The organism is Limnobaculum allomyrinae, from assembly GCF_016649425.1.
Taxonomy (GTDB): Bacteria; Pseudomonadota; Gammaproteobacteria; order Enterobacterales; family Enterobacteriaceae; genus Limnobaculum; species Limnobaculum allomyrinae.
The window spans coordinates 15,145-39,472 of sequence record NZ_JADRCR010000012.1 but is presented as its reverse complement, the minus strand read 5'-3'; the positions used below and the strand labels follow the sequence as shown (position 1 = coordinate 39,472).

The 24,328-nt window shown below is 43.0% G+C and carries 30 protein-coding genes; 26 read left to right on the top strand and 4 right to left on the bottom strand.

Features of this window, described 5'->3' with window-relative positions; genetic code table 11:
- Position 1 precedes the first annotated feature (1 nt).
- The 5 genes from I2494_RS17960 (at position 2) to I2494_RS17940 (ending at position 4,209) form a co-directional block, all read left to right on the top strand.
- Positions 2–511 carry an SAM-dependent methyltransferase gene (locus I2494_RS17960; RefSeq protein ID WP_218468445.1) on the top strand — a complete coding sequence of 170 codons (510 nt, stop codon included), beginning with the start codon at positions 2–4 and terminating at the stop codon, positions 509–511.
- Positions 512–587: 76 nt separating this feature from the next.
- Positions 588–779 carry a hypothetical protein gene (locus I2494_RS17955; RefSeq protein WP_218468444.1) on the top strand — a complete coding sequence of 64 codons (192 nt, stop codon included), beginning with the start codon at positions 588–590 and terminating at the stop codon, positions 777–779.
- A 654-nt stretch (positions 780–1,433) separates the two neighbouring features.
- The gene (locus tag I2494_RS17950) at positions 1,434–2,111 is read left to right on the top strand and encodes a hypothetical protein (protein ID WP_218468443.1); all 678 of its coding nucleotides are present in this window, start codon (positions 1,434–1,436) and stop codon (positions 2,109–2,111) included.
- A 687-nt stretch (positions 2,112–2,798) separates the two neighbouring features.
- Positions 2,799–3,857, top strand: a complete 1,059-nt coding sequence (locus I2494_RS17945) for an LPD29 domain-containing protein (RefSeq protein ID WP_218468442.1) — start codon at positions 2,799–2,801, stop codon at positions 3,855–3,857.
- Between the two features lie 46 nt (positions 3,858–3,903).
- Positions 3,904–4,209, top strand: a complete 306-nt coding sequence (locus tag I2494_RS17940) for a DUF5983 family protein (RefSeq protein ID WP_218468441.1) — start codon at positions 3,904–3,906, stop codon at positions 4,207–4,209.
- Between the two features lie 252 nt (positions 4,210–4,461).
- Here the strand turns inward: I2494_RS17940 and I2494_RS17935 are convergent, their stop codons facing one another.
- Positions 4,462–4,920 (bottom strand): transglycosylase SLT domain-containing protein, encoded by a 459-nt coding sequence (locus I2494_RS17935; RefSeq protein WP_218468440.1) that lies wholly within the window; start codon positions 4,918–4,920, stop codon positions 4,462–4,464.
- A 435-nt stretch (positions 4,921–5,355) separates the two neighbouring features.
- Between I2494_RS17935 and traM the strand changes: the two genes are divergently transcribed.
- Complete coding sequence (traM, locus tag I2494_RS17930) at positions 5,356–5,742, top strand: conjugal transfer relaxosome DNA-binding protein TraM (RefSeq protein WP_218468439.1); 387 nt, start codon at positions 5,356–5,358, stop codon at positions 5,740–5,742.
- Positions 5,743–5,794: 52 nt separating this feature from the next.
- Here the strand turns inward: traM and I2494_RS17925 are convergent, their stop codons facing one another.
- The 3 genes from I2494_RS17925 to I2494_RS17915 all read right to left on the bottom strand — a co-directional run bounded on the left by I2494_RS17925 (position 5,795) and on the right by I2494_RS17915 (position 7,478).
- Positions 5,795–6,391, bottom strand: coding sequence for a hypothetical protein (locus tag I2494_RS17925; RefSeq protein ID WP_218468438.1), 597 nt, complete (start codon positions 6,389–6,391; stop codon positions 5,795–5,797).
- A 101-nt stretch (positions 6,392–6,492) separates the two neighbouring features.
- Positions 6,493–6,741, bottom strand: a complete 249-nt coding sequence (locus I2494_RS17920) for a hypothetical protein (protein WP_218468437.1) — start codon at positions 6,739–6,741, stop codon at positions 6,493–6,495.
- Positions 6,742–6,755: 14 nt separating this feature from the next.
- Positions 6,756–7,478: a LuxR family transcriptional regulator gene (locus I2494_RS17915; RefSeq protein ID WP_218468436.1), complete on the bottom strand. Its 723-nt coding sequence runs from the start codon at positions 7,476–7,478 to the stop codon at positions 6,756–6,758.
- Positions 7,479–7,864: 386 nt separating this feature from the next.
- Between I2494_RS17915 and I2494_RS17910 the strand changes: the two genes are divergently transcribed.
- From I2494_RS17910 to traH, 20 genes are all read left to right on the top strand, one after another.
- Positions 7,865–8,584, top strand: coding sequence for a helix-turn-helix transcriptional regulator (locus I2494_RS17910; protein WP_218468435.1), 720 nt, complete (start codon positions 7,865–7,867; stop codon positions 8,582–8,584).
- Between the two features lie 156 nt (positions 8,585–8,740).
- A complete protein-coding gene (locus I2494_RS17905; protein WP_218468434.1) occupies positions 8,741–9,127 on the top strand; it encodes a TraY domain-containing protein in 387 nt (128 codons plus the stop codon).
- Positions 9,128–9,260: 133 nt separating this feature from the next.
- Entirely contained in the window at positions 9,261–9,611 is a 351-nt protein-coding gene (locus I2494_RS17900; protein WP_218468433.1) for a type IV conjugative transfer system pilin TraA, read from the top strand.
- Between the two features lie 14 nt (positions 9,612–9,625).
- Positions 9,626–9,946, top strand: coding sequence for a type IV conjugative transfer system protein TraL (gene traL, locus I2494_RS17895; RefSeq protein ID WP_218468432.1), 321 nt, complete (start codon positions 9,626–9,628; stop codon positions 9,944–9,946).
- 11 nt (positions 9,947–9,957) lie between these two features.
- The gene (gene traE, locus I2494_RS17890) at positions 9,958–10,524 is read left to right on the top strand and encodes a type IV conjugative transfer system protein TraE (protein ID WP_218468431.1); all 567 of its coding nucleotides are present in this window, start codon (positions 9,958–9,960) and stop codon (positions 10,522–10,524) included.
- Complete coding sequence (traK, locus tag I2494_RS17885) at positions 10,511–11,245, top strand: type-F conjugative transfer system secretin TraK (RefSeq protein ID WP_218468430.1); 735 nt, start codon at positions 10,511–10,513, stop codon at positions 11,243–11,245. Before traE ends, traK begins: the two co-directional genes overlap by 14 nt.
- Positions 11,245–12,594, top strand: a complete 1,350-nt coding sequence (traB, locus tag I2494_RS17880; protein WP_218468429.1) for an F-type conjugal transfer pilus assembly protein TraB — start codon at positions 11,245–11,247, stop codon at positions 12,592–12,594. The genes traK and traB overlap by 1 nt, the downstream gene beginning before the upstream one ends.
- The gene (locus tag I2494_RS17875) at positions 12,591–13,037 is read left to right on the top strand and encodes a hypothetical protein (RefSeq protein ID WP_218468428.1); all 447 of its coding nucleotides are present in this window, start codon (positions 12,591–12,593) and stop codon (positions 13,035–13,037) included. The genes traB and I2494_RS17875 overlap by 4 nt, the downstream gene beginning before the upstream one ends.
- A complete protein-coding gene (locus I2494_RS17870) occupies positions 13,030–13,209 on the top strand; it encodes a hypothetical protein (RefSeq protein WP_218468427.1) in 180 nt (59 codons plus the stop codon). The genes I2494_RS17875 and I2494_RS17870 overlap by 8 nt, the downstream gene beginning before the upstream one ends.
- 285 nt (positions 13,210–13,494) lie before the next feature.
- Positions 13,495–14,106, top strand: a complete 612-nt coding sequence (gene traV, locus I2494_RS17865) for a type IV conjugative transfer system lipoprotein TraV (RefSeq protein ID WP_218468426.1) — start codon at positions 13,495–13,497, stop codon at positions 14,104–14,106.
- 27 nt (positions 14,107–14,133) lie between these two features.
- The gene (gene traC, locus I2494_RS17860; protein ID WP_228351002.1) at positions 14,134–16,734 is read left to right on the top strand and encodes a type IV secretion system protein TraC; all 2,601 of its coding nucleotides are present in this window, start codon (positions 14,134–14,136) and stop codon (positions 16,732–16,734) included.
- 14 nt (positions 16,735–16,748) lie between these two features.
- On the top strand, positions 16,749–17,144 hold the full coding sequence (trbI, locus tag I2494_RS17855; RefSeq protein WP_218468425.1) for a type-F conjugative transfer system protein TrbI: 396 nt from the start codon (positions 16,749–16,751) through the stop codon (positions 17,142–17,144).
- Positions 17,145–17,147: 3 nt separating this feature from the next.
- On the top strand, positions 17,148–17,780 hold the full coding sequence (gene traW, locus I2494_RS17850; protein ID WP_218468424.1) for a type-F conjugative transfer system protein TraW: 633 nt from the start codon (positions 17,148–17,150) through the stop codon (positions 17,778–17,780).
- Positions 17,777–18,769, top strand: coding sequence for a conjugal transfer pilus assembly protein TraU (gene traU, locus I2494_RS17845; RefSeq protein WP_218468423.1), 993 nt, complete (start codon positions 17,777–17,779; stop codon positions 18,767–18,769). The genes traW and traU overlap by 4 nt, the downstream gene beginning before the upstream one ends.
- A gap of 10 nt (positions 18,770–18,779) precedes the next feature.
- Positions 18,780–19,391, top strand: a complete 612-nt coding sequence (gene trbC, locus I2494_RS17840) for a type-F conjugative transfer system pilin assembly protein TrbC (protein WP_218468422.1) — start codon at positions 18,780–18,782, stop codon at positions 19,389–19,391.
- Positions 19,391–21,277 (top strand): type-F conjugative transfer system mating-pair stabilization protein TraN, encoded by a 1,887-nt coding sequence (gene traN / locus I2494_RS17835; RefSeq protein WP_218468421.1) that lies wholly within the window; start codon positions 19,391–19,393, stop codon positions 21,275–21,277. Before trbC ends, traN begins: the two co-directional genes overlap by 1 nt.
- Entirely contained in the window at positions 21,274–22,053 is a 780-nt protein-coding gene (traF, locus tag I2494_RS17830) for a type-F conjugative transfer system pilin assembly protein TraF (protein ID WP_218468420.1), read from the top strand. The genes traN and traF overlap by 4 nt, the downstream gene beginning before the upstream one ends.
- Positions 22,054–22,063: 10 nt before the next feature.
- Positions 22,064–22,612 (top strand): type-F conjugative transfer system pilin assembly thiol-disulfide isomerase TrbB, encoded by a 549-nt coding sequence (gene trbB, locus I2494_RS17825; RefSeq protein ID WP_218468419.1) that lies wholly within the window; start codon positions 22,064–22,066, stop codon positions 22,610–22,612.
- Positions 22,612–22,980 (top strand): hypothetical protein, encoded by a 369-nt coding sequence (locus I2494_RS17820; protein WP_218468418.1) that lies wholly within the window; start codon positions 22,612–22,614, stop codon positions 22,978–22,980. Before trbB ends, I2494_RS17820 begins: the two co-directional genes overlap by 1 nt.
- Positions 22,970–24,328, top strand: a complete 1,359-nt coding sequence (gene traH / locus I2494_RS17815; protein WP_218468417.1) for a conjugal transfer pilus assembly protein TraH — start codon at positions 22,970–22,972, stop codon at positions 24,326–24,328. The genes I2494_RS17820 and traH overlap by 11 nt, the downstream gene beginning before the upstream one ends.

Below are 24,328 nucleotides of genomic sequence, written 5' to 3'. Positions count from 1 at the left end.
GATGGCAAAAATGAGCATAGGTGATTCGGTCGAGCAATTAAAAGATAAACCGTATATCTCATTATCTGAACCTGCATGTGGTGCAGGGGGAATGGTGATTGCCACTGCAAAGCATATGATTGAATCAGGGTTTAACCCCAACACTCAATTATTAGCAGTCTGCACCGATATCGACGTGGTAGCAGCAAGAATGTGTTACGTGCAGCTGTCAATGTTGGGAATTCCAGCTATCGTCAATATCGGGAATACGCTGTCTATGGCAATTAACACAACACTTTATACTCCATTCCTGTATGTGAATTACTGGCGGTTTAAGGACTTTTTCAACCCTCCGGATAATTTAAGTTACATAGAACGTGGCAATATTACCGATATATCAAATCACGGTAAGTACGTTGGCAGAATTATTGAGTTACAAGGACGTGGCCATTCATGCGGCAAGCATATTCATCAGAGCTTTAGCGATGCTGTACAAGCGTTAGTGGCGCGTAAAAAGAATCTAAACGCCTGATATGCAGCAGGGGTCTTGTGGCCCCTATATCATCTTTTAAATAATTCAAATAAATACATGGGATGACAGATAAAAAATGAAAATTCAGGTCATTAAAAAAACATTTGGTGTAATCAGTAAAAATAAACCTTATTGGATGAATCAAAGAACTTATGATTGCTATAAGCAGCATGTTGAATGGTTGAGAGCTAATAAGGCATCAAAAGCCGAATTAATGCGCCTTGAGCAATGGCTTAATGATGAATACACAAAATTAATGAATTATTAATTCAAATTTGAAAGCCAGGACTTAAGGGCTAAAAGCACTATAGCACCTGCGGTGCTATAGTGCTTTCTCTTCCGATCGTATGTCATGTCGTGTCCCGTTCCTTTGAGCATCAATTTATCAGTCTGCAAGTCCACTCTCTGATTTTTAATTACCTTAAAGATTAATAGCGTTTACTGCTGGGGCACCTTCGGCTCACCGGCTGCGCCAGCTCGTCGCCTGCACTTCAGCTGGTCCGCGCCAGCGCAGTCCAGCTTACGCAGAGCCGCGCCCTGGGCGTGTCTCTGTCCTGTCGGATAGCAACCGATGCTTGAAGGTCAACGGAAGGCGCTTGCTATGGCCATTCTGGCCATGCCGCTTTCACTGACCTGCAGGAACTGCAGGTCGTTAATGGCGCCACGCCGTTCCGTCGTGTCGGGTGTGTTCATCTTCATCTGGACTCCGTGGACCCTCTCTCAATGAGTTTTCGCGGGGGCTTGTCGTAGCACCATCCCCCGACTGCCTACAAGGGTAAATGAACTCCGTCAAAAACTTTCCGGGCTGTGCCCAAAAACTTTTTGCCTCCGCCCTTGCAGGCAGTCGTGTGCTGTTGCTCCTTGGCCCTCGCCGCGAAGAACTCACCGAGAGATGGATTAACCACTAACCAGGAGCACTAAGATGAACACACAAAACGTCAACACCGCCGCTTCAGAATCTTCCGAAAGATGGGTTGAAAAAAAAGCCCCTCGGTTTATCTCAACCCCATATGAAAAAGGTGTTTCATTAAGAGAAGATGTGTTTAAACGTCAGTTTTCGGTACGTGTAACAGGCAGTATGGAATATCTTGAAGAAGGTTTGAATGAACCATTTACTTGTACAACAACACTCAGTGTTTGCTATGCATCAACGATTAGTGATGCAGTTAGAAAAGTGACAAATATTCAGGCTAATAAAAGCTGGAACATTAAATATCAGGAAAATGGTCCGTTGGGATTCACTCCGCGCCACATTGAGATTCGCGATCATCAAAATCGTAAAGTCCTTTGTGGTACCGTAAATAGCCAGATTGAATGGATTGAAGCCGTTTCGACAGCCAAAGCAGTTTCAATTATTGAACAAAAGCAAGCAGAACTGCGCGAAGAAGCCAGAGATGAAAGAGCATATAACAATTTTAGCACAGCCAGACTATTGGAACGGCAAGCGACAGAAATCGGCATGGAAGTAGTTGACAAAATTTATCGCGATCATCCTGAAATACGACAAATACTGGATCGGCAAGTAGCTGACGAATTGTATAAAACTTATGGGCCGGAAATGGATATGCATAACGCAATCTATGAAGGATGTGAATCCTAATTCTTTAGCTATAAGCCTTGGCTCTGGTGTTGCTTGCCAGGGCTTAAGGGCTGAAAAGCACTATAGCACCTGCGGTGCTATGGTTCTTTCCTTTCCTATAACGCGTATTTTCGTGTCCCATACCATTGTTCATTATTGTATCCGCCTGCACCTTCATCCTCTGAATTTTAATTATCTTGAAGATTAATAGCATTTACTGCTGGGGCACCTTCGGCTCACTGGCCGTGCCAGCTCGTCGCCTGCACTTCAGTTGGTCCGCGCCAGCGCAAACCAACTTCCGCAGAGCCTCGCCTCTGGCGCGTCTCTGTCCTGTCGGATAGCAACCGATGCTTGAAGGTCAACGGCAGGCGCTTGCTATGGCCATTCTGGCCATGCCGCTTTCACTGACCTGCAGGAACTGCAGGTCGTTAATGGCGACACGCCGTTCCGTCGTGTCGGGTTGTGCCATATTCAGCTTTTGTTGGTTATCTGTTGCTGTAAGCCCTTTCGCCTGGGCTGGAACGTAGCCAAACCTCAGTTATCCAGCAAGGGTAACTAAACGTCCATAAATATTTATCCGGCCGCGATGCTTACCCGAATAAATATTTACTCCCGCCCTTGCTTCCTGCCTTCGGTCCGTCTTCGTTACGCCCATTGCGGCGAAAGAACTCACAGAAACAGATTATTAACCCAAGCAGGAGTAGAAATATGTCACAACAAAACGTCAAGACCGCGGCTCACGAATCTTCAGAAACAATTTTTTTAACAACAAAGAATGTGCCCTATCGTCATATTCGTGAAAATTTATATCAGCACATTGAAACTGGTATGACTTACACAGCTTCCTCTGATGGTCGTTTATTTGACCCTGTGGATTTAAAAGAAATAAGCTCAGATGGTTTATTAATTATGAAACCAATCAAAAATGAAAAAGGGTTAATTAAAATTGGCCAAGTTATCGAACATAAAAGATATGGTAAGGCCGTGGTATATGGTATTCATGGCGTACAAGGTTTAACTCCTGTTAAAGTTCTTGGTGGCGGTGTTGTTGTTACGGGTGGAAGTGCAAAGTTTGATATTATTTATTATGAAGGTACTCGATATCGTCATTTACCTGAAAGTATTTTGCTAGGTGGTTCAGATTGGTATGTTCGTGAAGATATTCTAGCCCAAGAAGAAATAGATAAATTATTAAAATTTTCCGATGAAAAGGAAGCAAAAGAAAAAGCAGATCAAGAAAAAGAAAAAATTGAGTTTAACAATGCTATTAGTGATTTTAAAGTTTCAGATAAATATAAACATTTGATACAAGGCAGCGATAAATATAGCGGAAAACTGGCAGCAAAAAATATAAGAATTGAACTGAAAAAACAATTCAATGGCGTTAAATTTTCGGTAAGAAAAAATCATTTTGGAAGTATTACCATATCATGGATAGATGGACCAAAAAAAGACGATGTTAATAATATTTGTTCGAAGTATAAAACAGGCCGATTTAATGCCTATGAAGATTATCATTATGATGATGTAAGCGCATTCAACGAAGTGTTTGGAAGTGCAAGTTATATTTCATTAACTAGAGAATATTCAGACGAATTTATAAATGAAGCGATCGGAATATTAGTTGATAAATATGAATATCAATTTGCAGGCAAGGAAAAACCTACAGTAGAAGATTATAGAACCGGGAGGCTTTATAATGTAGGGCAAGAATTCTGCACAAGAAGTCTACAGAACGAATTATCAGAAATATTATGGGAACTCTAAAATAAAACGAAAAGGGCAGGTTTACACCTGCCCTATAGAGGTGTACATGGAAACGCTAAAAACTATTATATGCAGTACAGGGCATTTCACGCTAAAGGATAATGAAATGCTAGAAGAACTAGCAAGAGATAATAATGATTCTGGTACGGGTAATTACATTTTAAGTTATAACTATGGTTATATGCTAAGATTATACGCCATCAGAAAGCCTGTGTTAGATTTAAAAAGTAATGGGATATCAAAAGAACTAAGAAAGTTTATTGTTGCCATGATGAAGTTTGAAGCGGTAGATATATTGATTTTTGATAGTGATGGAGATTTTATAGAAGGCTTTGAAACTTTTGATTGGTAAGCCGTTTAAAGTTTTACACCCATCGAGGGTATAAAACTTTATTTCCCCCGCCCACCCGAATGAAATAAATTTCATTCGTCCCGCCGCCCCCAGGGGCTCCCTAATTTAGAAAATCTTATCCACATCTACACAGTCGTCGTTTATTGCCTTGCGGCAATAAATCGCTCCCAAGATGTTTACCTCTTGTCGGAGATAAATTATCTTTGGCTTCTCCTCATGTGCATATGTGGATAAGAATTTTGGTGTTGTAATTTAATTCGAAGCAGATTTGTTACTTTTAATACTCTTGTAGATACCATAGACTTCTTTTGCATATTTGGTTCGGCGTTGTTGTTGTTTCGTATTTTTAGCAAAACCAGCATTATATGCACCAACGGCATCCCATCCTTTACCTAACCGTTTAAAGGAAAGTGCTAAGAAATATGCACCGGTATAGATATTCATACATCCGTCAGAATAGAGTTGATCTGCGGTAATTCCAAATTTAGATAAATGCTGTAAGTTCTGTGAGTGAATTTGCATATAGCCAATTGCATAACTTTCCCTGGACTGAATGTTCATCACATTCTGACGAAACGATGACTCCCGGAATGAAATTGCGCGTAATAAATCTGGATCTATTTGGTAATCACGACCCGCACGATCATAACAGTCCGATGCGTTGGAAAAAAAAGATATTAAAAATAAAGATAATAGAAATAATCTAATCATAAGAACATCCATTTTCAGATTGTTATACGGTCATCCTCGCATTTTTCAAAAAAAAAGACCAGACCGGGATTATAAAAATTCCAAAAGAAAAACCACCATTAATATGCCCACTTTTTAACTAATAAACATCACACACCACGCAAAATTGCATTTTGCATGATTATTATTTTAAATCAGTTAGTTATGTTTTAAATTTAATTTTTAATATCAATTATTGTTTTTATTGGAATCTTTTAAGACTCCAGTTGGAGTCTAAGTGTGTTTCTTATGGATTCTTTATGGATTCCGTTATTTAAAATCAAACAATTAGAATGAAAGGAGTCTAATGAGATTCTAGATTTGGAATCTGCCTGGAGTCTATTTTTTTATTGATTATATCACTCTTGGAGTCTAAGATGGATTCTAATTTATTGGTTAATAAAAGGACTGTTTTTTATGCCTAAAATACAAGTGTTTGTCACAAATGAAATGTATTCAAAGATTTTATCTCGAGTGGAAAGAAAATTGGAAGAGGGTGCAACTGAGCGAGATGCTAATAAATCAAGTGAGGCATCAAAATTAATTGAATTAGGTTTAAGAGTTCAAGAACTTCAAGAGTCAAGGAAAGAATCTGGTTTTAATCAAATGGAGTTTAATAAAGAAATATTAAGACAATTGAGTATTACTAATGCATCTGCTCAAAAAATATTAGCGATATCATCAAATAATGAAGAGATTAAAGGAATGTCTAAGTTTGAGTTTTCTCTTATGATGCAAGAAATAAAAAAATATACTGACGATATGGTAGGTCATTTCTTTGCAATAGAGGAAGGTGAAGAGTAATTTTTGATACAGCCCTATACGTTATTAAATTATAGGGCTTATTATTAAAATCTTAAATTTCATTTACTATAACAAATATAAAAATGGAATCAATTTGGCTTTTATCCTCTCTTGGAGGCATTGGGTAAACAGATACTGACCAACTACGCTTGCCATCTAATTGACAGATAAAATTATCAAAAAAGTACTCTTTCTCTATATATTCTTGTAGTTTATTGAAGTAAAAATTATTTTTCGCCCCCTCTTTTTTTAATTCTATTGATACATCTTTAAACATGTCATACTCTTTGAATATTAGACTTATGTTTAAATTATTCAATAGCTGATGTGTTTTCCTTAAGTCTAATCTAATATCCCCACTCAGTGGTGTTATTTTTGATGCGCCACCATTTATCCTACATAAGCGCTTTATATTTTCTGATACTGCACTTACTTGTTCTTCTATAAATATAGCGCTGTCATCAAAGAATACTCTGTCATTTATCACTTTTTGTGAGTTATGGGATTTTCTATAATTCCATAAGTATTGTTCACTCATGAATACTTGTATATTTTTACCTTTATATTCCAACATTTCCTCTTCTGTTACGTGGCCTGTAATGCATGAACTCAGAAGTAGGGTAGATATCATTAAAAATAATATTTTCATTGACCGGACCTTTTCATAATAAAGAAGTAACTATATCATTTATCATGATTATATATCACCCTGTTATATATAACAGGGTGATAATCTAGATGTGGATAATCTCAATTATTATCATGAAACCTTGCTATATCAGATATCCATAACCCAGTAACTCTCCCACCATGCTCTATAATTTCTCTCAATTCATTCACCATAGCATCAGATAATGGTTTTTCAACTAACATTGCTAATATCATTAATGGGACTTCATTTCTTGTATTAAGAATATTATTTATATCTTTACTGGATGAATGGTACTGATTCTCTTCTAAATACTCTTTAACGGTATCAATCAGTATCTGTGTATTCATGGTCAGAGTTTCCGTTAGAATTTTAATATATTCGTTATTATCGCCTTGGCGATAGCTGCTGCTTTATTTGGCACTGACAATTTCTTGAGCATATTGGCTATGTGATAATTTATCGTGCTCTCTGAAACGGAGAGCCGCACAGATATTTCTTTTGCTGTCAGACCCTCAGCTATCCAAAAAAGAATATCTTTTTCTCTGGTTGAACATGCATATTCGAGAGGATGAATATGCGTAGGTAATAGTTTGTCAGCCAGAAAATAGTGAGAAGTATGCGATAACCAAATAAGCGTTTTTGAATATTGATTGAAGAATTTTGTATCATGGTTATGGTCTGAGCTGGCAAATGTTAGCATTCCTATTCTCCCGTAAATGTCTTTTTGTGACTGGGAGATGCCATGACAAATTTTAAATGAACGAGCTTCTTCCCAGAACTCTGGCGACTTCTCGTATAGTTTTGGTGTCCACAATAACATTTGTGTTGAATTTAATCCATGTTGAACCGTCGGATCTACTTTGAAGTAATTTCTTTTAACATATATATCCGCCCAATCAATAGGGTAGTTATTCAGTACTTTTGGGGGTGTAGCGGAAATATTATTACTCTCCATAATGCCATAGGCGCAGTAGGTAAATCCCAGTTTTAAAACAATTAACTGAAGCGCCTCAAAATAATCTTTCTCTTTTTCTGAGTTTGTAAGCGTTTCATACAGTTCTATGGGTATGAATGTATCAGGCATGATTTTTATATCACCAAATCACATTGGTTAAATTTTAATCTAAAAAACTATTATTTCTACTAGTGGTAATGCAGAATATTCTGTGTAAAACTTAAATTATAATTTCAAATTAAGTAAATTATAAATCCAAATATACAATTCAATTTTATTGATAATAGATTATTTTTTAATTGAATAGTCGTTTAGTTAACTATTATCAATCTTTTGATACCAAAGCTTTCAATTGAAAAGAAAAATAATATTTATTAATGGATGGAAATAATATGGATATAAGTGTGGAATATCAAATATTAATCTTGTATTATTTAGGTGTTAGAAGAACACCGGTAAACGTGGTTGTCGCCACGTTTACCGGCTAACCACAACAACCTGATATGGAGGCTGCTATGGCTGCCCGTAATGATAATGATCCATCACTTGGATCTCAACCTATTTGTATAGATCAAATTCAACCTTTAGTTCAATTTTTATCCTGTAGTAATGAACCTTGGGGAATAAAAGATATTGAATCTAAGTTTATCTATGCTAACAATGCATTTCATGACCTTTTGGGATTACCAAAAAATTTTGCTATTACTGGACTAAAAGATAGTGATCTTCCTGCTCCTTACTCTGATTTTTATATGGAATATCAAAGCCATGAAGAGTCAGTTCTTAAAGATAAAAAGCTGATCAGTTCCTTTGAAATAAAACAATATAGGAAATATGGAGATATTGAACCCTATTTATTTGATAAATTTCCTTTATTAGACGAAGAAGGTAATTGTAACGGAATTGTTTTTCATGGGAGGAAATTTATATTTTTTTCAATAAAATCATTACTTTCAAATAAACTCCCTTATCGACTATCTTCAAATATACCTACAAGTAAATATACTCATAAAGAATGGATGATAATAATTCTTATGTTAAACGGATTTACTATCAAGTCTATGGTAAATTATTTGGTTATTTCTGATAGAACAATAAGAAAAAGAATTGAAAGAATTTATAAAAAGGCAAATGTTAATTGTTTGGATGAATTTATCACATATTGTGAAGATAATTCGTTTAATCAAATTATCCCTCAATATCTCTTAAAAGAGACTTTCAATATAGTAAATTAGTTTTATTTTCCAATGATTATCTGATTGTTTTTAAAGGATTAAATTTAATTTACGGGGTAATCTTTACCCCAGTTATTTTTGTGTGTGTCCTTGTATTTTATCTATATTTTCTGATTTGATATACCTCATCAAGTTTTCTTTGTTCAGGTGATGGTGATGAGTGACTACACGCCCAATAATAATCTTTATTCTCCGAATGATGTTTTAATCAACGTCGCGCTGGACGTTGGACTGCATGAAGCCTTAGAGAAGGCTGCGTTGACAACCTGGCGTTCAAAGCGCGTTGAGGCCAAGGTAAGACTGGAGGACAGTCTGTCCCGTCGGTTACATATTAACCCTGTAAAGAAACCAGCTAAACACACGATCACGGTGAAGACGCTCTCTATTTTTATTAAACCTGCCCTGAATAATTTATTGAACGAATCCGCCAGAGTATCGGGCCTGACTAAAAATGATGAGGCCGTCCGGCGCATTCAGGCACACCTCGAATATTACGATTTATTTATTAATCCTGATTTTTGTAAATTAAGGGAGTCTGTTTGAATAATTACAGTCATAACGTCTTCATTATGTAATTAACTTTCGGGCGTTATAGCGGTGGTTATTTTCACCGATACCGGTTTAATCGATTAGCCTAACTTAAAATCAATTCGTTTTATTTAAGGGAATTAAATTTATGCCTTTTATTAAAAAAGTGGCAGGGGTTTCTGTATCCAAAAAAAGTAACCGTCTGACCAGTCTGTTCAAGAATGCGACTAAAAAAGTCATGCAAGTTCTTCCTGCTGTGTTGATGGGCGCATTAGTGGCAACCCCTGTGTTAGCTGGCGGTACTGATTTACTGGCTCCTGGTGATGCCAACGTAGGGGCAACGCTGGGTTCCGATGCCACTATCTGGAAATGGGTATTGTTAGGTGAAGCAGCAACGGCTGCCGTTACCTATATCATCACTAAAAAGTTCAGCGCTCTGGGCGGCATCATCATCCTGTCCGTCTTTATTAACGTTGCCCTGCTGATTGCAGGCTATTAATAGAGGTTATTGAAATGTCGGGAAACGATAACCAACGGGACGATTTCTACCCATATCGTTTCCCGAAAACCCTGACGGATCAGGAACGCTGGTTTGGTCTGCCATTAGAAGAAATTATTCCGGTTGTTTCCGTTGCTGGGTGGGGGCTCTGGATTAATAAACCGATATTCGGTTTTGTTATGGCATTCGTTCTCTGGCTACTCATCCGTAAAGTTAAAAAAGGGAAGGGGAGTATGTGGCTGTACAACCTGATGTACTGGTACCTGCCAACCCTGATTTTTAAATCTGTCTACAAACACATTCCCGACTCGTGTTTAAGACAATGGACTAAATAGGCAGGGATACAATGTTGCACTCCGCAAGGATCTCGACAGACCGGGTGATCACCTTTGGTTTTATTATTCTCGGTGTGTGGGCTTTTCTGGCTTTGGTAGCCATCATTATTATGGCTAAAACGATAGACAGCCTGCGAAACGACCAGCAAATCGTTGTGACACCCATGGCTTACAACGCCCCTTTTGCTATCTCAATGAATACCGCCAGTCCGGAATTAAAGCTCATGTGGGCAATGACATTCGCCGGCCTGCGCTTAAATGTGTCTCCCGGTAATGTGGATGCACAACATGAATTTCTTTTGCGCTACATCAAGCCGGGTTCACAACCGGAATTGTCTGTCACCCTGGCTGAAGAAGCGCGTCGGATAAAACAATCTGGCGTGACATCTGTTTTCCATCAAACGGGTTATTTCATTTATCCCAATAATCCCCGCATTGAAGTGACCGGCATTCTCTATACCTGGATTGGTAACAGCAAGCCAGAAAAAGAGACGAAACGATACATCCTTGAGCTGGAATACGCCAACGGTGTGACCTATCTGACCCGTTTTGTGGAGCCTGAAAATGAGAAGCAGTAAAACCGGATGTATTCTTTTTCTGTCAGTGGTGATGTCGGGTGCCATTCCAGCTGTTTTTGCAGCCAGCCCCCCAGCCTCGCTGAATTTCCCGGCTAACGGTCAGTTTCGGCTGGATATCAGCAACACCAATCCTAACCTCATTGTGGTTCCTGATGATCGCATTATTGCCATCAATAGCGCGGCTGGCATGTTAACGGATAAGCGTAATACCAAAGATGGTGCGCTGATATTTGCCACGACCACTGAGAAACCCTTCACATTGTTTATTGAGACGGAACGGGGTCAGGCATTCTCTGTTCATGCCTCACCTAAAGCGGTTGCCGGTAAGTCTTATCGACTGCAGGCGATGATGCCAGTCCATCGGGATACGGCTAAAAGCTGGGAGCAATCTCAGCCTTATGAGGCCTTGCTGGTTTCCCTGGGTAAATCTTTCCTGCAGGGGCGTGTGCCTGAAGGGTATACCTCTGTTCCTGTACTGAACCAATCCATTAAGGTGTCACGAGGATTATCCGCCTCTGCTCAAAAAAGCTGGGCGGGCGGAAATCTCAGCGTCACACGCTATCAGTTAATAAATAGTAGCTCAACATCCCTTCCTCTTCAGGAGAAAGCATTCTGGGTTCAGGGTATCCGTTCAATTATGTTTGCCTACCCGACCGATAAGCTGGCTGCGGGCGGCGCTATTGATATGTTTGTTATTCGCGATATTCAGGGAGCATGGTAATGGCCAATATCAATGCTCGTGTGAAGAAAAAACAAATGATGTATGCCATCGCTATTGTTGTCGGCCTGAGTGTGCTAATTGGCGGCGGATGGTACTGGACCAGCCAAATGTCGAAACCATCGAAAAAAGCGAAACCTGCCGAGCCGGCGCCGGATTTAACCGGGGTGGTGAACACTCAGTTTGATAACAAAGTTCAGCGTAATGTCATGATTGAAACGCAGGCAGCTATTGCTGAACAGCGTAAGGAAAATGCCCGACTGGCAAAGCGACTGGATGCGCTTGAAAAGAATGAACTGAGTAATACCGAAGCATTGATGGCACTGGAGGCGGAAAATCAACGCCTGAAAGAGCAACTGAATGTTCCTGCAGCTTCTCCTAATGCGCCGGAGGGTGAGCCAGGTCCGGGTGTTGGCATGCCTGATTTTATTGCGCCACCAACCAATTATTATCCGGGTAAAGGTGATGGCCGGCAGCCAGCGGTCAGTGTACCGGTTCCGGTTACGCCGCCAGCGGGTCAGCTGGAACGAACCTCGTTTGATTATTCCGATAATGCACAATCCCAGCCGCGCTATCCTTATATCCCTTCTGGTAGTTTTGCCCGTTCGTTAGTTATCGAAGGCGCAGATACAAACGCCTCTGTGACGGGTAATGAAAACACGGCACCCATGCAAGTGCGTTTAACGGGCAAGGTTCAGATGCCTAATGACAAAGTATTCGACCTTACTGGGTGCTTCATCAGTTTGTCTGCTTACGGGGATGTGTCCAGTGAACGAGCTATCGTCCGGACTCGTAAAATTAGCTGTGACTTCAGTAAAGGTCACAGTGATGCCCTGCACAGTAAACCTGAAAATATCATCGACCAGGACATTGCTGGCCATGTGAATTTTATGGGTAAAAACGGCATCAAAGGTGATGTGGTTATGCGTAATGGCAAAATTCTGGGCTGGGCGTTTGGTGCCGGATTTATTGATGGCATCGGCGAAGGAATGAAAAGTGTTGCCACGCCTGCTGTTGGTGTGGGGGCAACAGCCAGCGTGGGTGCCGGTGATGTTATGAAATCAGGTATTGGTGGTGGCAGCAGTAAGGCTGCCAGTACCTTAAGTGATTATTACATTAAGCGCGCTGAACAGTACCACCCGATTATTCCCATTGGTGCCGGTAATGAAGTGACTATCGTTTTTCAGGACGGTTTTCAGCTACAGAGTATCGCTGAGGCATCTAATAAGAATAACCGCAACAAATCAGTTTCACTCGCCAATATTCCGCCTAAAGACCAGATTCAAAGTCATGCCATCAATCAGGTCAATCAGATGCTGGCACCCACCGTCAGTCAGGGAGTTCAGCCATGATTAACTCATACGATCATCATATTACCGAAAACTATACCCCGCCGAAAATTGCGATATTTCGGATGACTTTATTTTGTCTTAAGCGTGCTTTTTTAGGGGGCGAATGCTGGCGAGCCTGGCTCCTGTTGCTGGGGCGTGGTGTTGTTGAGTCCGGTAAAGTTCTCCTTTTGTTGTCGTGCATTGTTGGACTGTTCCTGATTGTGCCTATTGTGTTGTTACCCGAGGAGTTTGTTTCTCATATCGTTGCTTCGCCGGAGTCTGCGATGGCGATGTATCAGCGTCAGCAGGAATTCTTTCTGCATGATAATCCAATAGGTTCTCTCTGTGTTGGGCCGATTCTGGCCGTAGTTAAAACGCTCTTCATTTATGCAGAACGGGCAGAGCAGATATTAATTTCTATGGCAAAACAGGTTTCAGTAACCAAAGGACGGTTTCATGAGTAAGCAACAGACCTCACTTTATCAATATACCAGGTTCTATCAGTATTTCGATGTTCAACGAAATACCGATGAATTGAAGAATTTAGATGTGGATGCAGTTATTTCCAATTGCTCAACTCGTATCGAATTGCTATCCGGGCAGAAAACAAATGAAGGAAGTAAATGTGATGAATAAATTGATAAGTAAATGCTTATGCCTGGCGTGGATTCTATTTTCTAGCTCACTGATGTTAAGTGAGTTCGGCTCAAGCATTGTTCGGTGGTATGTGGCTCATTCACCTTTATTTAGCTACACCCTTGCAATGAAATCAACCCAGCCTGAAATGTTTGCTGTCTTTCATCAACTGAACATCGTATTCCCGTTATTCATTGTGCTGAGTGTCAACATTCTTAGTGTTGCAATTATCAAAATTGGCAATAGCACGGTCATCAAACTTATCCATAAAGGGACTAATACATCATGCGGTTCATAAGCATATCTCTATTAACAACAGTATTACTACTTACTGGTTGCGCTGGCGTTAACAGTGAGTTTGAGTGCAATGCAACAACCTCTGATAGTTGTATGACAATGGAAGAGGCAAACCAAAAAGCAAAGTCCATGACCTATACCTCAAAAGCCGTTCCGGCTGCGGGCGTATCGCAAGGCCAGGTTAGCGCTCTACCGGAATTGGCTTTAACGAGTGACGCTGTTGTGCCGGAAACGCCGGCTCAACATACCAAAGCGACAAATCCATTTAATAAAGATGAACGTCTGGTATTTACACCCATTAATTTGGACTCGGAGCCTCAGGAATCGGAGGTTAAAGCGCTGTTTAAACATTCAGCAGGCGCAGCTTATGAAGTTGCAAAACAGGAAACCTACCCAATGCAACCGTTGGTTACGCTGGCATCCTGCACGGTGACGACTTGTCCCCAGGAAAAGAAAGTGACAGCCCATCGTTTAAATGAAGGTACTGCGCGTTTATGGGTGGCGCCCTATGTCGATGCTGATGATGTATTGCATCAACCCGGACATGTTCTGTTTGTGGTGAAGCCTTCTTCCTGGCAGCAAATACAGTCTGTTAATTAAGTTACTGGCGCAAAGGATAGTCTAATTATGAGTTTTATTGAGCAGCTTACTCAGGCAGCGAACCGGCTGGCTTCCGGACTGAAATTACCGGACGGTTCCGGTGAGGCGAATAAAATACTGGGTGAACTGGAATACCCTCAGTTCAGTCGGGTTTTGCCATATCGTGATTATGATAAAGAAACGGGCTTTTTTATTAATGCCTCCACCATCGGTTTTATGCTGGAAGCCCAGCCGTTAATTGGTGCGAATGAACATATCGTGCAGGTCCTGGAAAATTTGTTGCGCACCAAGCTGCCCCGTAAAACCCCCATATCTTTTCATCTGGTCTCCAGCAAAGTGGTGGGGCAGCAAATCGATGACGGAATGCGGGATTTCTCCTGGGCCGGTAAGCAGGCGGAACTGTTTAACAAAATCACCCGTGCTTATTACCAGAAAGCGGCCCAGTCTCAGTTTAACTCACCACTGGGTTTGCCGTTAACCCTGCGCGATTACCGGTTGTATATCTCATTTTGTGTTAAAGCCCGTAAGAGTAACAAAAAGGCCATCATGGAGCTGAATCATACCATGCAGGTTTTAAGGGCGTCCCTGGACGCGGCAAAGATAGCGACTGAGCCCGCTGATGATAAGGCCTTTTTGCGTATTGTCTCTGAAATGGTGAATCACCGTCCGGACTCGCTGTATCGTCCGGAAGTACGGGTGGATGAATACAACGAGCTGAATTACCAGTGTGTTGAGAATGGGTTTGACCTGCAGGTTCATCCTGAACACCTGTCACTGGGTTTACGTTCGCCGGGGAAAGTGTCACCGCGTGCCCGCGTCATGAACTTTATGCTGGAAAAGAATCCGGAAATGTTTGCTCTCTGGCAGGGCGGAGACAATATCTGCAACCTGCTCAGTAATGATTTGTCCATTTCCTGCCCGTTTGTTATCACCATGACGCTGATTGTGGAAGATCAGGCCAGTGCGCAGATGGAAGCCAACCGTAAATTCATGGATTTGGATAAGCGGGCGCGTACTTCCTACGCCAAATTCTTTCCAAAAACCGAAACTCAGGCAAAAGAATGGGGGCAGTTGCGTACCGGGTTAAGTAGTGGTCAGGAGGCACTGGCCAGCTATTACTTCAATATGACCGCATTTTGCGAAGATGATGATGAAGTCGCCCTGCGAACTGAACAACAGATTGTGAATACCTTCCGTAAAAATGGTCTGGAACTGTATTCACCTACCTATATGCAGATGCGTAATTATCTGGCCATGTTCCCGTTTATGGCAGGAGAAGGACTCTGGAATGAACTGAAGGTCAGTGGTGCCACCTGCAGGGCACGAACCGATAATGTTTCTAACCTGTTGCCACTGGTCGCCGATAACCGGTTGTGTTCGGGGGGGCTTCTGGTGCCGTCTTACCGTAATCAACTGGCCTTTCTGGATATCTTTGCGGATTACCTGGGTAATACCAACTACAACATGGCGGTTTGCGGTACCTCCGGTGCCGGTAAAACCGGCCTTATTCAGCCCACCATTCGTCAGGTGCTGGATTCTGGCGGTGATGCCTGGATTTTTGACATGGGTGATGGCTACAAATCCCTGTGTGAAAACATGGGTGGTGTATACCTTCACGGTGAGAACCTGAATTTCAATCCGTTTGCCAACGTCATTGATATCCAGACCAGTGCCGAACGTATTCGTGATCAACTCTCCGTTCTGGCCAGTCCTAACGGCAACTTAGATGAAGTTCATGAATCTCTGTTGTTGGAGGCGGTGGTCTGGGCCTGGGATACAAAAGGAAATAGTGCCCTCATCGATGATGTCGTTGAGTATCTGAAGGAAGCGAAAGAGCATGAAAATTATAAGCAGTCAGAGCGTATTACTGGCCGTATGGATGAAATTATCATGCTGCTTCAGAAATACACAACAAAAGGCGTTTACGGAAAATACTTCAACAGCACAGAACCGTCATTAAGCGATGATAAAAAGATGGTGGTGCTGGAATTAGGTGGGTTGAAGAGTCGACCGGATTTACTGGTGGCTGTGATGTTCTCACTGATTATCTATATTGAGAACCGGATGTATCAGAGTTCACGGGCACATAAGAAAATCTGTGTTATCGATGAAGGCTGGCAGCTGCTGAACTTCAAAAATGAAAAAGTGGGTAACTTTATTGAGACGGGTTACCGGACTGCTCGTCGTCACCGTGGGGCCTACATCACTATTACCCAGAATATTAAAGATTTCGATGCGCCTGATGCTTCTTCAGCAGCTAAAGCGGCGTGGGGTAACTCGTCCTACAAAATTATCCTCAAGCAGGACACAAAAGAGTTCAAAACCTATAACCAGACCCAGAAGGGGCAGTTCACCGATCTCGAAATCCAGATCATTAACAAATTTGGCAAGGCCAAAGACCAGTGGTTCAGCTCTTTTATGCTGAGTATCAATGATACCAACTCCTGGCATCGCCTGTTCGTTGATCCACTCAGCCGGGCGATGTTCTCATCGACCGGTGAAGATTTTGAGTTTATCCAGCAGCGCAGAGAGCAGGGCATGCATATTCATGATGCGGTCTATGAACTGGCATGGCGCAACTGGCCAAAAGAAATGGATGAGCTTGAAAGCTGGTCTGAAGCGGCTTAACAGGGAGGGGTAACATGAAGACATCAAAAGAAAAAACCATTAAACGCAGTCCCCGACGTCAACGCTGCCTGAAGGCATCGTTGGCAGCGATTGTCTTTATCTGCCTGCTGAATGCCGGCATTACGCTGTTGCTGGTTTTATGGCTGGCACCGGCGCATAAGAGCATTGTGACATTCGATATGAAAAGTACGGTTGACCAGTTTATGGAACAGGCGGCGAGTCGTTCATTAAGCGAAGAACAAAGTGCTGTGCTGTCCGCAAAATTTACGGATGCACTCAATACCAGTCTGATTCAGTACCAGGAAGAGAATCGCGCCCTGATTCTGGTGAAGCCCGCAGTCGTTTTCGGCGCAAAGGATATCACTGCCGATATACAACATGATGTTTCTGAATGGATGCGCAAGGAGTAAATCATGAGATTGATTCAACCCATTGTGCTGACGTTCTTACTTTCTCTGCCGGTACAGGCGGTCGATCTCGGCGTCTGGGGGGATCTCTATCCTGTTGTGGAAGAAGATATGTTGTCAGCTATCCACAATCGACTGTCAGTCATGGAAAAAAGTGGAGAACTGGCGCAGAAACAAGCGGAATTTACTGAGCGTGTTAAAGAAAACAGCTTACGGCCAGTACCCGTTGAGGGGATAAGCAGAGTACAGGAAAACCAGACCCATTATTTCGACCCGACATTTACCGTCAGTCAGGATATTGCAGACCATAAAGGCACCGTGTTTGCCGTTAAAGGAAACCGGATTAACCCGCTGGAAAGCGTACCGTTTAATCACACACTGTACTTTATTAATGGTGATGATCCGGAGCAGGTTGAATGGATGAAACGCCAGGAACCTAAGACGCTTGCTTTTAGCATCGTTCTGGTTAACGGCAATATCAAAACAGCCACTGAAGCCTTGTCTACACGGATTTACTTTGATCAGGGCGGTACCATGACCCGGAAATTTGGTATTACGGCCGTTCCGGCAAGGGTTACTGCGGCGGAAGGTGGTCTGCAACTGCGTGTCGATATGATTAAGCCGGAGGTCAGCCAATGAAATCTCAACTGGCCGGTTTTGTGCTACTCGTGAGTTTATTCTTTACATCGGCAAGCCAAGCCGCTGTTGTTGAATGTCAGGGTCGATTTGTTAACCCCATTACTGACGTTTGTTGGCTGTGCATTTTCCCGATTTCAATTGGTAGTGCCGCCGTATCTGCCGGTATTAATGTCGACACCCCTAATCCGGCCTCACCGATTCAGGTCTGCCCGATGCCGCCTCCGATTTTTAAACGGATCGGAATAGCGATGGGTTACTGGGAGCCGGTAGCGCTGGTAGATGTGACCCGCGCTCCTTTCTGCATGGTCAATTTAGGGGCAACACTTGGTGGTGGATTTAATATCGGAACCGGTACCGATGGTGATGTCGGTCGTGCTGAAGGCACGTTTTATCAGGTTCACTGGTATAAATATCCGCTGACCTACTGGCTTAACATCATTGCCAGTGCGGGGTGTCTGGAAGGCGGCGATATGGATATTGCTTATCTCTCTGAGCTGGACCCGACTTGGAACGTCAGTAGTGTTGCGCTGGTTCTCAGCCCTGAAGCCATGCTGTTTAACAATGTCATCGCACAGGCAGCGTGCGCGGCTGATGCGGCGGCTGCCTTCTTCGGGAAGCCATTAGATGCGCTGTTCTGGTGCGCCGGTGCGCATGGCAGCATGTATCCCTTCACTGGCCATACGTCCAATGAGTTTAGTCCGCTGAACGCATCAACTTTACTGGCTGAGAAAATGGCATTCAAGCTTCATCGCCAGGGTATGATCATGAACACCATTGGTGCGGACACAGCCGTTTGTTATGAGTACCCCTCTCCCATTATGCCTAAAGAGCGCTGGCGTTATCAGATGACCAATATGATCCCCGACAGTGCAATGTGTCATCCCGTTGGCAGAAGCACCATGATTTGGGGAACCGGACATATGACACCGGCAGACCGCCATAATTATGGCTATTTGATGTGGCGCAAACGTAACTGCGTGTATTTGTAAGGAGCGAGAAATGAAGCGGATGTCTATTTTTGTATTCTCAATGTTTGCGATGAGCAGTAGCTTTGCGGCGGATTCGGCGCGGGATGTACAGCAGTTTATTAATGAGCAGGTCCGGATGGAAGAAACCATTCGGGCACAGGCAGAGCCTCCATCAGTCAATTATTCAGCGCCTCAAGTAACTACTCAGGACAGGTCTTTCATTGAACAGATGAAAACGCGTAAACAGGACATGTTTAAGCCAGCAACAAAGCCTGTTCCGCAGGCGATTTATTTTGTGTCATTCTCCATTCCCACCGCCGGCCTGAAGAGAATGATTGCTGAGGCCGATCGCTTCCATATCCCTGCCAATATCCGTGGCATGGTCGGTGAAAACATGACCTCAACCATGGAAGCCGTCAGCGAGTTAGTGGCAGAAACCAACCGGGGCGGTGTCAATATTGATCCGCAAGCGTTTCGTACTTATGGGATTGAAAACGTGCCAGTACTGGTTGTGACCTGTGGTGAGAACCAGTTTGACCGGATTGGCGGCAATCTGCGGTTGCGTGAGGCCTTAGAGCGCATAGCTAAAGAGGGGGAGTGCCATGAAGTGGCTGAGAGGATACTTCAGGGAGTAAAGTCATAATGACTAGGAAAACATCAACCACGGATTTCGTTTGTGAAATAACATTCTATATTACTCTTATTATTGGAATTATTGTCCTAATGGCGCTGGCTATAAATAATAGCCAAGCCAATAGTGATTACAGTGCTGGTTCCGGATTCGGTAAACAAATTTCAGGATCTAGCAAGAACGCGATCAAAACGTTCGACCCCTCCACTGCTGTTGAGGGGTATACCGCTAATCCTCCGGAAAAAGGGTACTGGCCAGGAACGACCGGTACATCAACTTCTATTGGTGAAAAAGGGGCAGAGCAGCTGGCTAATTCAGAGTCCGGTAAAACCATAGCGGATTCCATTGTGAATAATCCGACTGATAACATCTCAATGGATGCCCCATTTCTGGAAAACGGTCTGACCGCTCAGAAAAACGCGGAAGCCGTCACCGGTGGTACCGGTGACTTTTGTACAAAGCATACGCAGAATTTTATCACCTTCAGTCGCCATGTGTGTAATCGGGATGTCAATGTACAGGAAGTTTGTACGCGTTCTTCAAGCCTTACGGGCTCCTGGAGAGACATTACTGAAATTAAATACTTCACTGTTCAGCCAACAGATTTTACCTATTCTCAAAATGGTTCGACGATGTATTTTAGCTTCACTGCGCCAGCGAGTGGCACCATTAACAGCGCGACGATGGCGTTAAGTCCTAATGGACTACTGCTCACGACAACCACGGGTATCTTCAACAGCACATGGAATGGTACCTGGCTAAACCCGGTCACGCTGACACTGAATGCAGCGGGTATTGGTTTATCTCAGGGCCAGGTGGTGAGCGGTTATATGAACTTCAGAAATAGTAGCCTGGCGGGCGGAGCCACAAATACTTTCAATAGTCGTAAAGCTAATATTTCCATCACGATGATGATGACGGTGCCGGGGCGAGTTTGGGACCCACGAGTGGAATGGTCTGAGTTCTGTCCGTTCAGCAAGTCTGATGGCGTACTGGCTAAGACGGAATGTGTTGAGGCCGGTGGTAACAAAACGGTGTATATGGACGGTAAACCTTACGTTATTTATCAGGGGTGCTGGGCTTACAGGGATACCTATATTACACAGAGCGCTACAGAAGGCAGTTGCGGTCAGTTTGCCAGCAGTCCCGCCTGTACCGTAGTTGGTCGCGGGTGTGACGCTTATTCCGAAGATGCTGGTTACTGCATTAATGAAGCCGTGACGTATGAATGCGAAAAAGTGACCAAAGCGGAAGGAATGCTGTGTGGCGGAGAGTTCTTCTGCAGTGACGGTCTGTGTGAGCAGGTAAAGCAAGGTCAGGATAACGGGTTTAAACAGGCCGTATCACAGCTAGCCGCAGTGGCCGCTGCTGGCGATGATGTGGCAGAGCTGAATAACTCAGATATCAAAGCCTTTACTGGTAAAGGACAAACTTGCAGAAAAACAGCGGTGGGATTCAGTAACTGCTGTAAAGACTCTGGCTGGGGCCATGATATTGGTTTATCCAGCTGCAATAGCGAAGAAAAGGCATTAGGTGAAGCGAAAGAGCGGAAACTGACGGTCGATATTGGCGAATACTGCAGTAAAAAGGTTCTCGGTGTTTGTCTGGAAAAGAAACGCGCTTACTGTGTCTTTGATTCCAAACTGGCCCAAATCGTTCAGCAGCAAGGGCGTAAGTGGCAGTTAGGTATCGGTTTTGGTAGTGCCAAATCGCCGAACTGTCGCGGAATAACCATCGATGAACTTGTCTCAATTAAATTCGACAATCTGGATTTTCGTAATTTCTATGATGACCTGGAGTCTGGCCTGGAGATCCCTGAAGAAAACGAATTAATGCAGCGCGTTCAGGAGCAGATTAAAGAAGAGATTGGCAAGAAAGGCCAGGGAGCGGCGCAATGATATTACGCCATTCTCTTTCTATGCTCGTTACGTTGTCACTCATTTCATCATCAAGTTATGCCAGTGAGGGGAATGCCAGTCCTGATTTATCTTATCACCCTCAAGGCTGGCAGTGGTATACGGAGCCGCCAAAGCCACTGGACGAGGAAGAAACGCCTTTAGCGCCATCGGTACCCATGACGCCTTCTCAGGAAAAGGATGCCATCCAGAAAGAGACTCAGGCGGCACTGGATACGGCCATTCTCTATCCCTCACCGGAAAACATTCGGCGTTACCGACTGCTTCAGGACTTCTGGACGAATAAAGCCGGTGCATTCACCAAAGGCTGGGAAAAAACCAATCTTCTCTATCCGGAGCTGGATTACAACCTGCAATACAGTCATTACAACGGTACGGCTGGCACCCAGCAGGCTACCGATCGGGCACTGGAAAATGCGGCTATCAGTGAGCTGGCGGATCAATACGGGGTGTTCTTCTTTTATCGCGGTAATGAACCGATTGATAAATTGATGGGGAGCGTAATTAAGAGTTTTTGTGACGAGCACAAGATAGCTGTCATGCCAGTCACAATGGATGGCGTTATTCATCCAGCTTTTCCCCGCAGCCGTAAAAACCAGGGGCAGGCTGAACACATGAAGATAATGCATTTTCCTGCTTTATATCTGTTTGATACCAAGACTGAAAACTATCGTCCACTGAGCTACGGCTTTAAGTCTCAGGACGATTTAGCGCGTAGTTTTTATAACGTGGCTACCGATTTTAAACCGAATTTTTAAGGAAGCAGGGATGAAATTAATCACATTAATCATTGGTGTATTGGTCGGGTTTTGTGGACAGGTTTCTGCCTCAACCTGGGATGAAATAGCTGCTATTGAAGCTGCAAAACTGCAGCGTAATACAACGAACGATAGTGAGAATAGAACTGCTACGGGATTAAAAACTACCCCGGTCGATCGCTGGCATACGCTGAGCAACGGCCAGAAAGTTAATTTAAATAACTGGACAGTAGCATTATTTCTTCAGTCAACCTGCAGTTACTGCAAGCAATTTGATCCAATTCTTGCACAGTATTCTAAAGAAATGGGATTGAGCGTATCGCCGTTTAGTTTGGATGGTAAGGGGGATGAATCGTTTCCAAACGTCATGCTGGCGACACCGGAAGTGATGGTTGAATTCTTCAGTCAGGGCTTACCAATTGCTACACCGACAACCTATTTAGTCAATGTCAATTCTATGGCTACCTTTCCACTACTCCAGGGTGCCGTAGGTCTTCAGGAATTATCTTCGCGGATAGATGAAGTATTTAGGTTCGCTTTAAGCAAGGGAGAAAAATAATGGAAAATCAATATACGAAGCGTCTGGATAACACGTTAGAAATTAAAAAGTTCGAAGATAAGACTCTCTGGGTTCTTTTTGTCGTTGGCATGGTCTTAACTGTGTCCGGAGTATTAACTTATGAAGCAATTAGTTATGTATTTCATTTTACTGTATCTGCCTATGATGACGGGGAGTTAAAGAAAGCATCGATTAATGAACAGGTTGCATTTGCGATGTTAAATACATCGTATTACGTCATTTCTATTTCCCTCTTTGCCATAGGTCTATCTTGCTGGCTTGTATGTGCTTATCTTTGGTTAGGTGATAAATGCGAAATTTTATTTAAAAAAATTAGAAATAAATTAAGGGGGAAATATGAAGCTTAAATCCTCCGTATTAGCCATAACAATAACGCTAAATTGCCTATTTCCGGCATTCGCTGACGTTAATAGTGATATGAATAGTTTCTTTAATAAGCTGGGATTTGACAGCAATACGACTCAACCTCAAGTCTGGCAGGGGCAGGCTGCTGGCTATGCCAGTGGCGGATCAATCTATGCCAGAACATCAGTAAAACAAATCCAATTAATGTCCATCCAGATGCCATCACTCAATGCCGGTTGTGGTGGTATTGATGCCTATCTGGGGGCTTTTTCCTTTATTAATGGCGAGCAGCTGCAGCGACTGGTTAAGCAAATAATGAGTAATGCTGCCGGTTATGCTTTTGATTTGGCTCTACAAGCGACCGTTCCGGATATGAAGAAGGCTAAGGATTTCTTGCAGAATCTGGCCAATGACATTAACAGCCTGAGCGCCAGTACCTGTCAAGCTGCGCAGGCCATTGTAGGAGGTATTGTTCCGCAGTTTGAAGAAGGTCAAAAGAAAATCTGCCAGGATATTGCAGGGCAAACAAATGCTTTTGCTGACTGGGCTGCTTCTCGTCAAGGATGTACGATTGGCGGTAGTTATAGGAGTGTGACAAACAATGCCCCGCCAGATAAAAAAGATGAAGTGCTTAGAAATAAAAATCTCATATGGGATTCGCTGGGCGCTAACACAATGTTTAGTGGTGACTCAGGTCTGCGCGAATTTGCTATGAGTCTCAGCGGTACCATTATCTATGATGATAACGGAAAAGTTACATCGTTACCTCCATTGGCCGGTAATCACGATATTATTACTGCGATGGTGAATGGCGGGAAAGCTAATGTTTATCAGTGCGATAACTCAACTTGTCTGAATCCAAAAATTGCCTCGATGACCATTAGTCGTGAAAACTCTCTAAATGGCCAAGTTAAAGCCATATTGGCCAGCATTCAGAGTAAAGCAATATCAGACGAACCATTAACGCAAAAAGAGCGTGGATTCATCGAATCCACCTCTGTTCCTGTTCTGAAATATTTGGTTGACCCACAGATGCTAGGTATTTCCAGTCCTGTGATTGTTCAGCTTTCGGAGTACATCACTTACGACATTTTAATGCAGTACATTCAAGAATTAATTCAGCAATCCAGAACGATGCTGGGGGGAAAAAAGTATCCAGAGCCGGTGATGAAACTGTTAAGAGAAAGTCTTATTCAGGCCAGTCTGAATATTGGGATATTGCAATCGGATGTGCAGGTAAAACAGGATGCACTATTAGTGCTCGATCGTCAGATGAGCTATCTGCGTCAGCAAGTTTCCAGCCGATTGTTAACTCGTTATCAGGATAACTACCGCTTTGAGAGGCCGTAA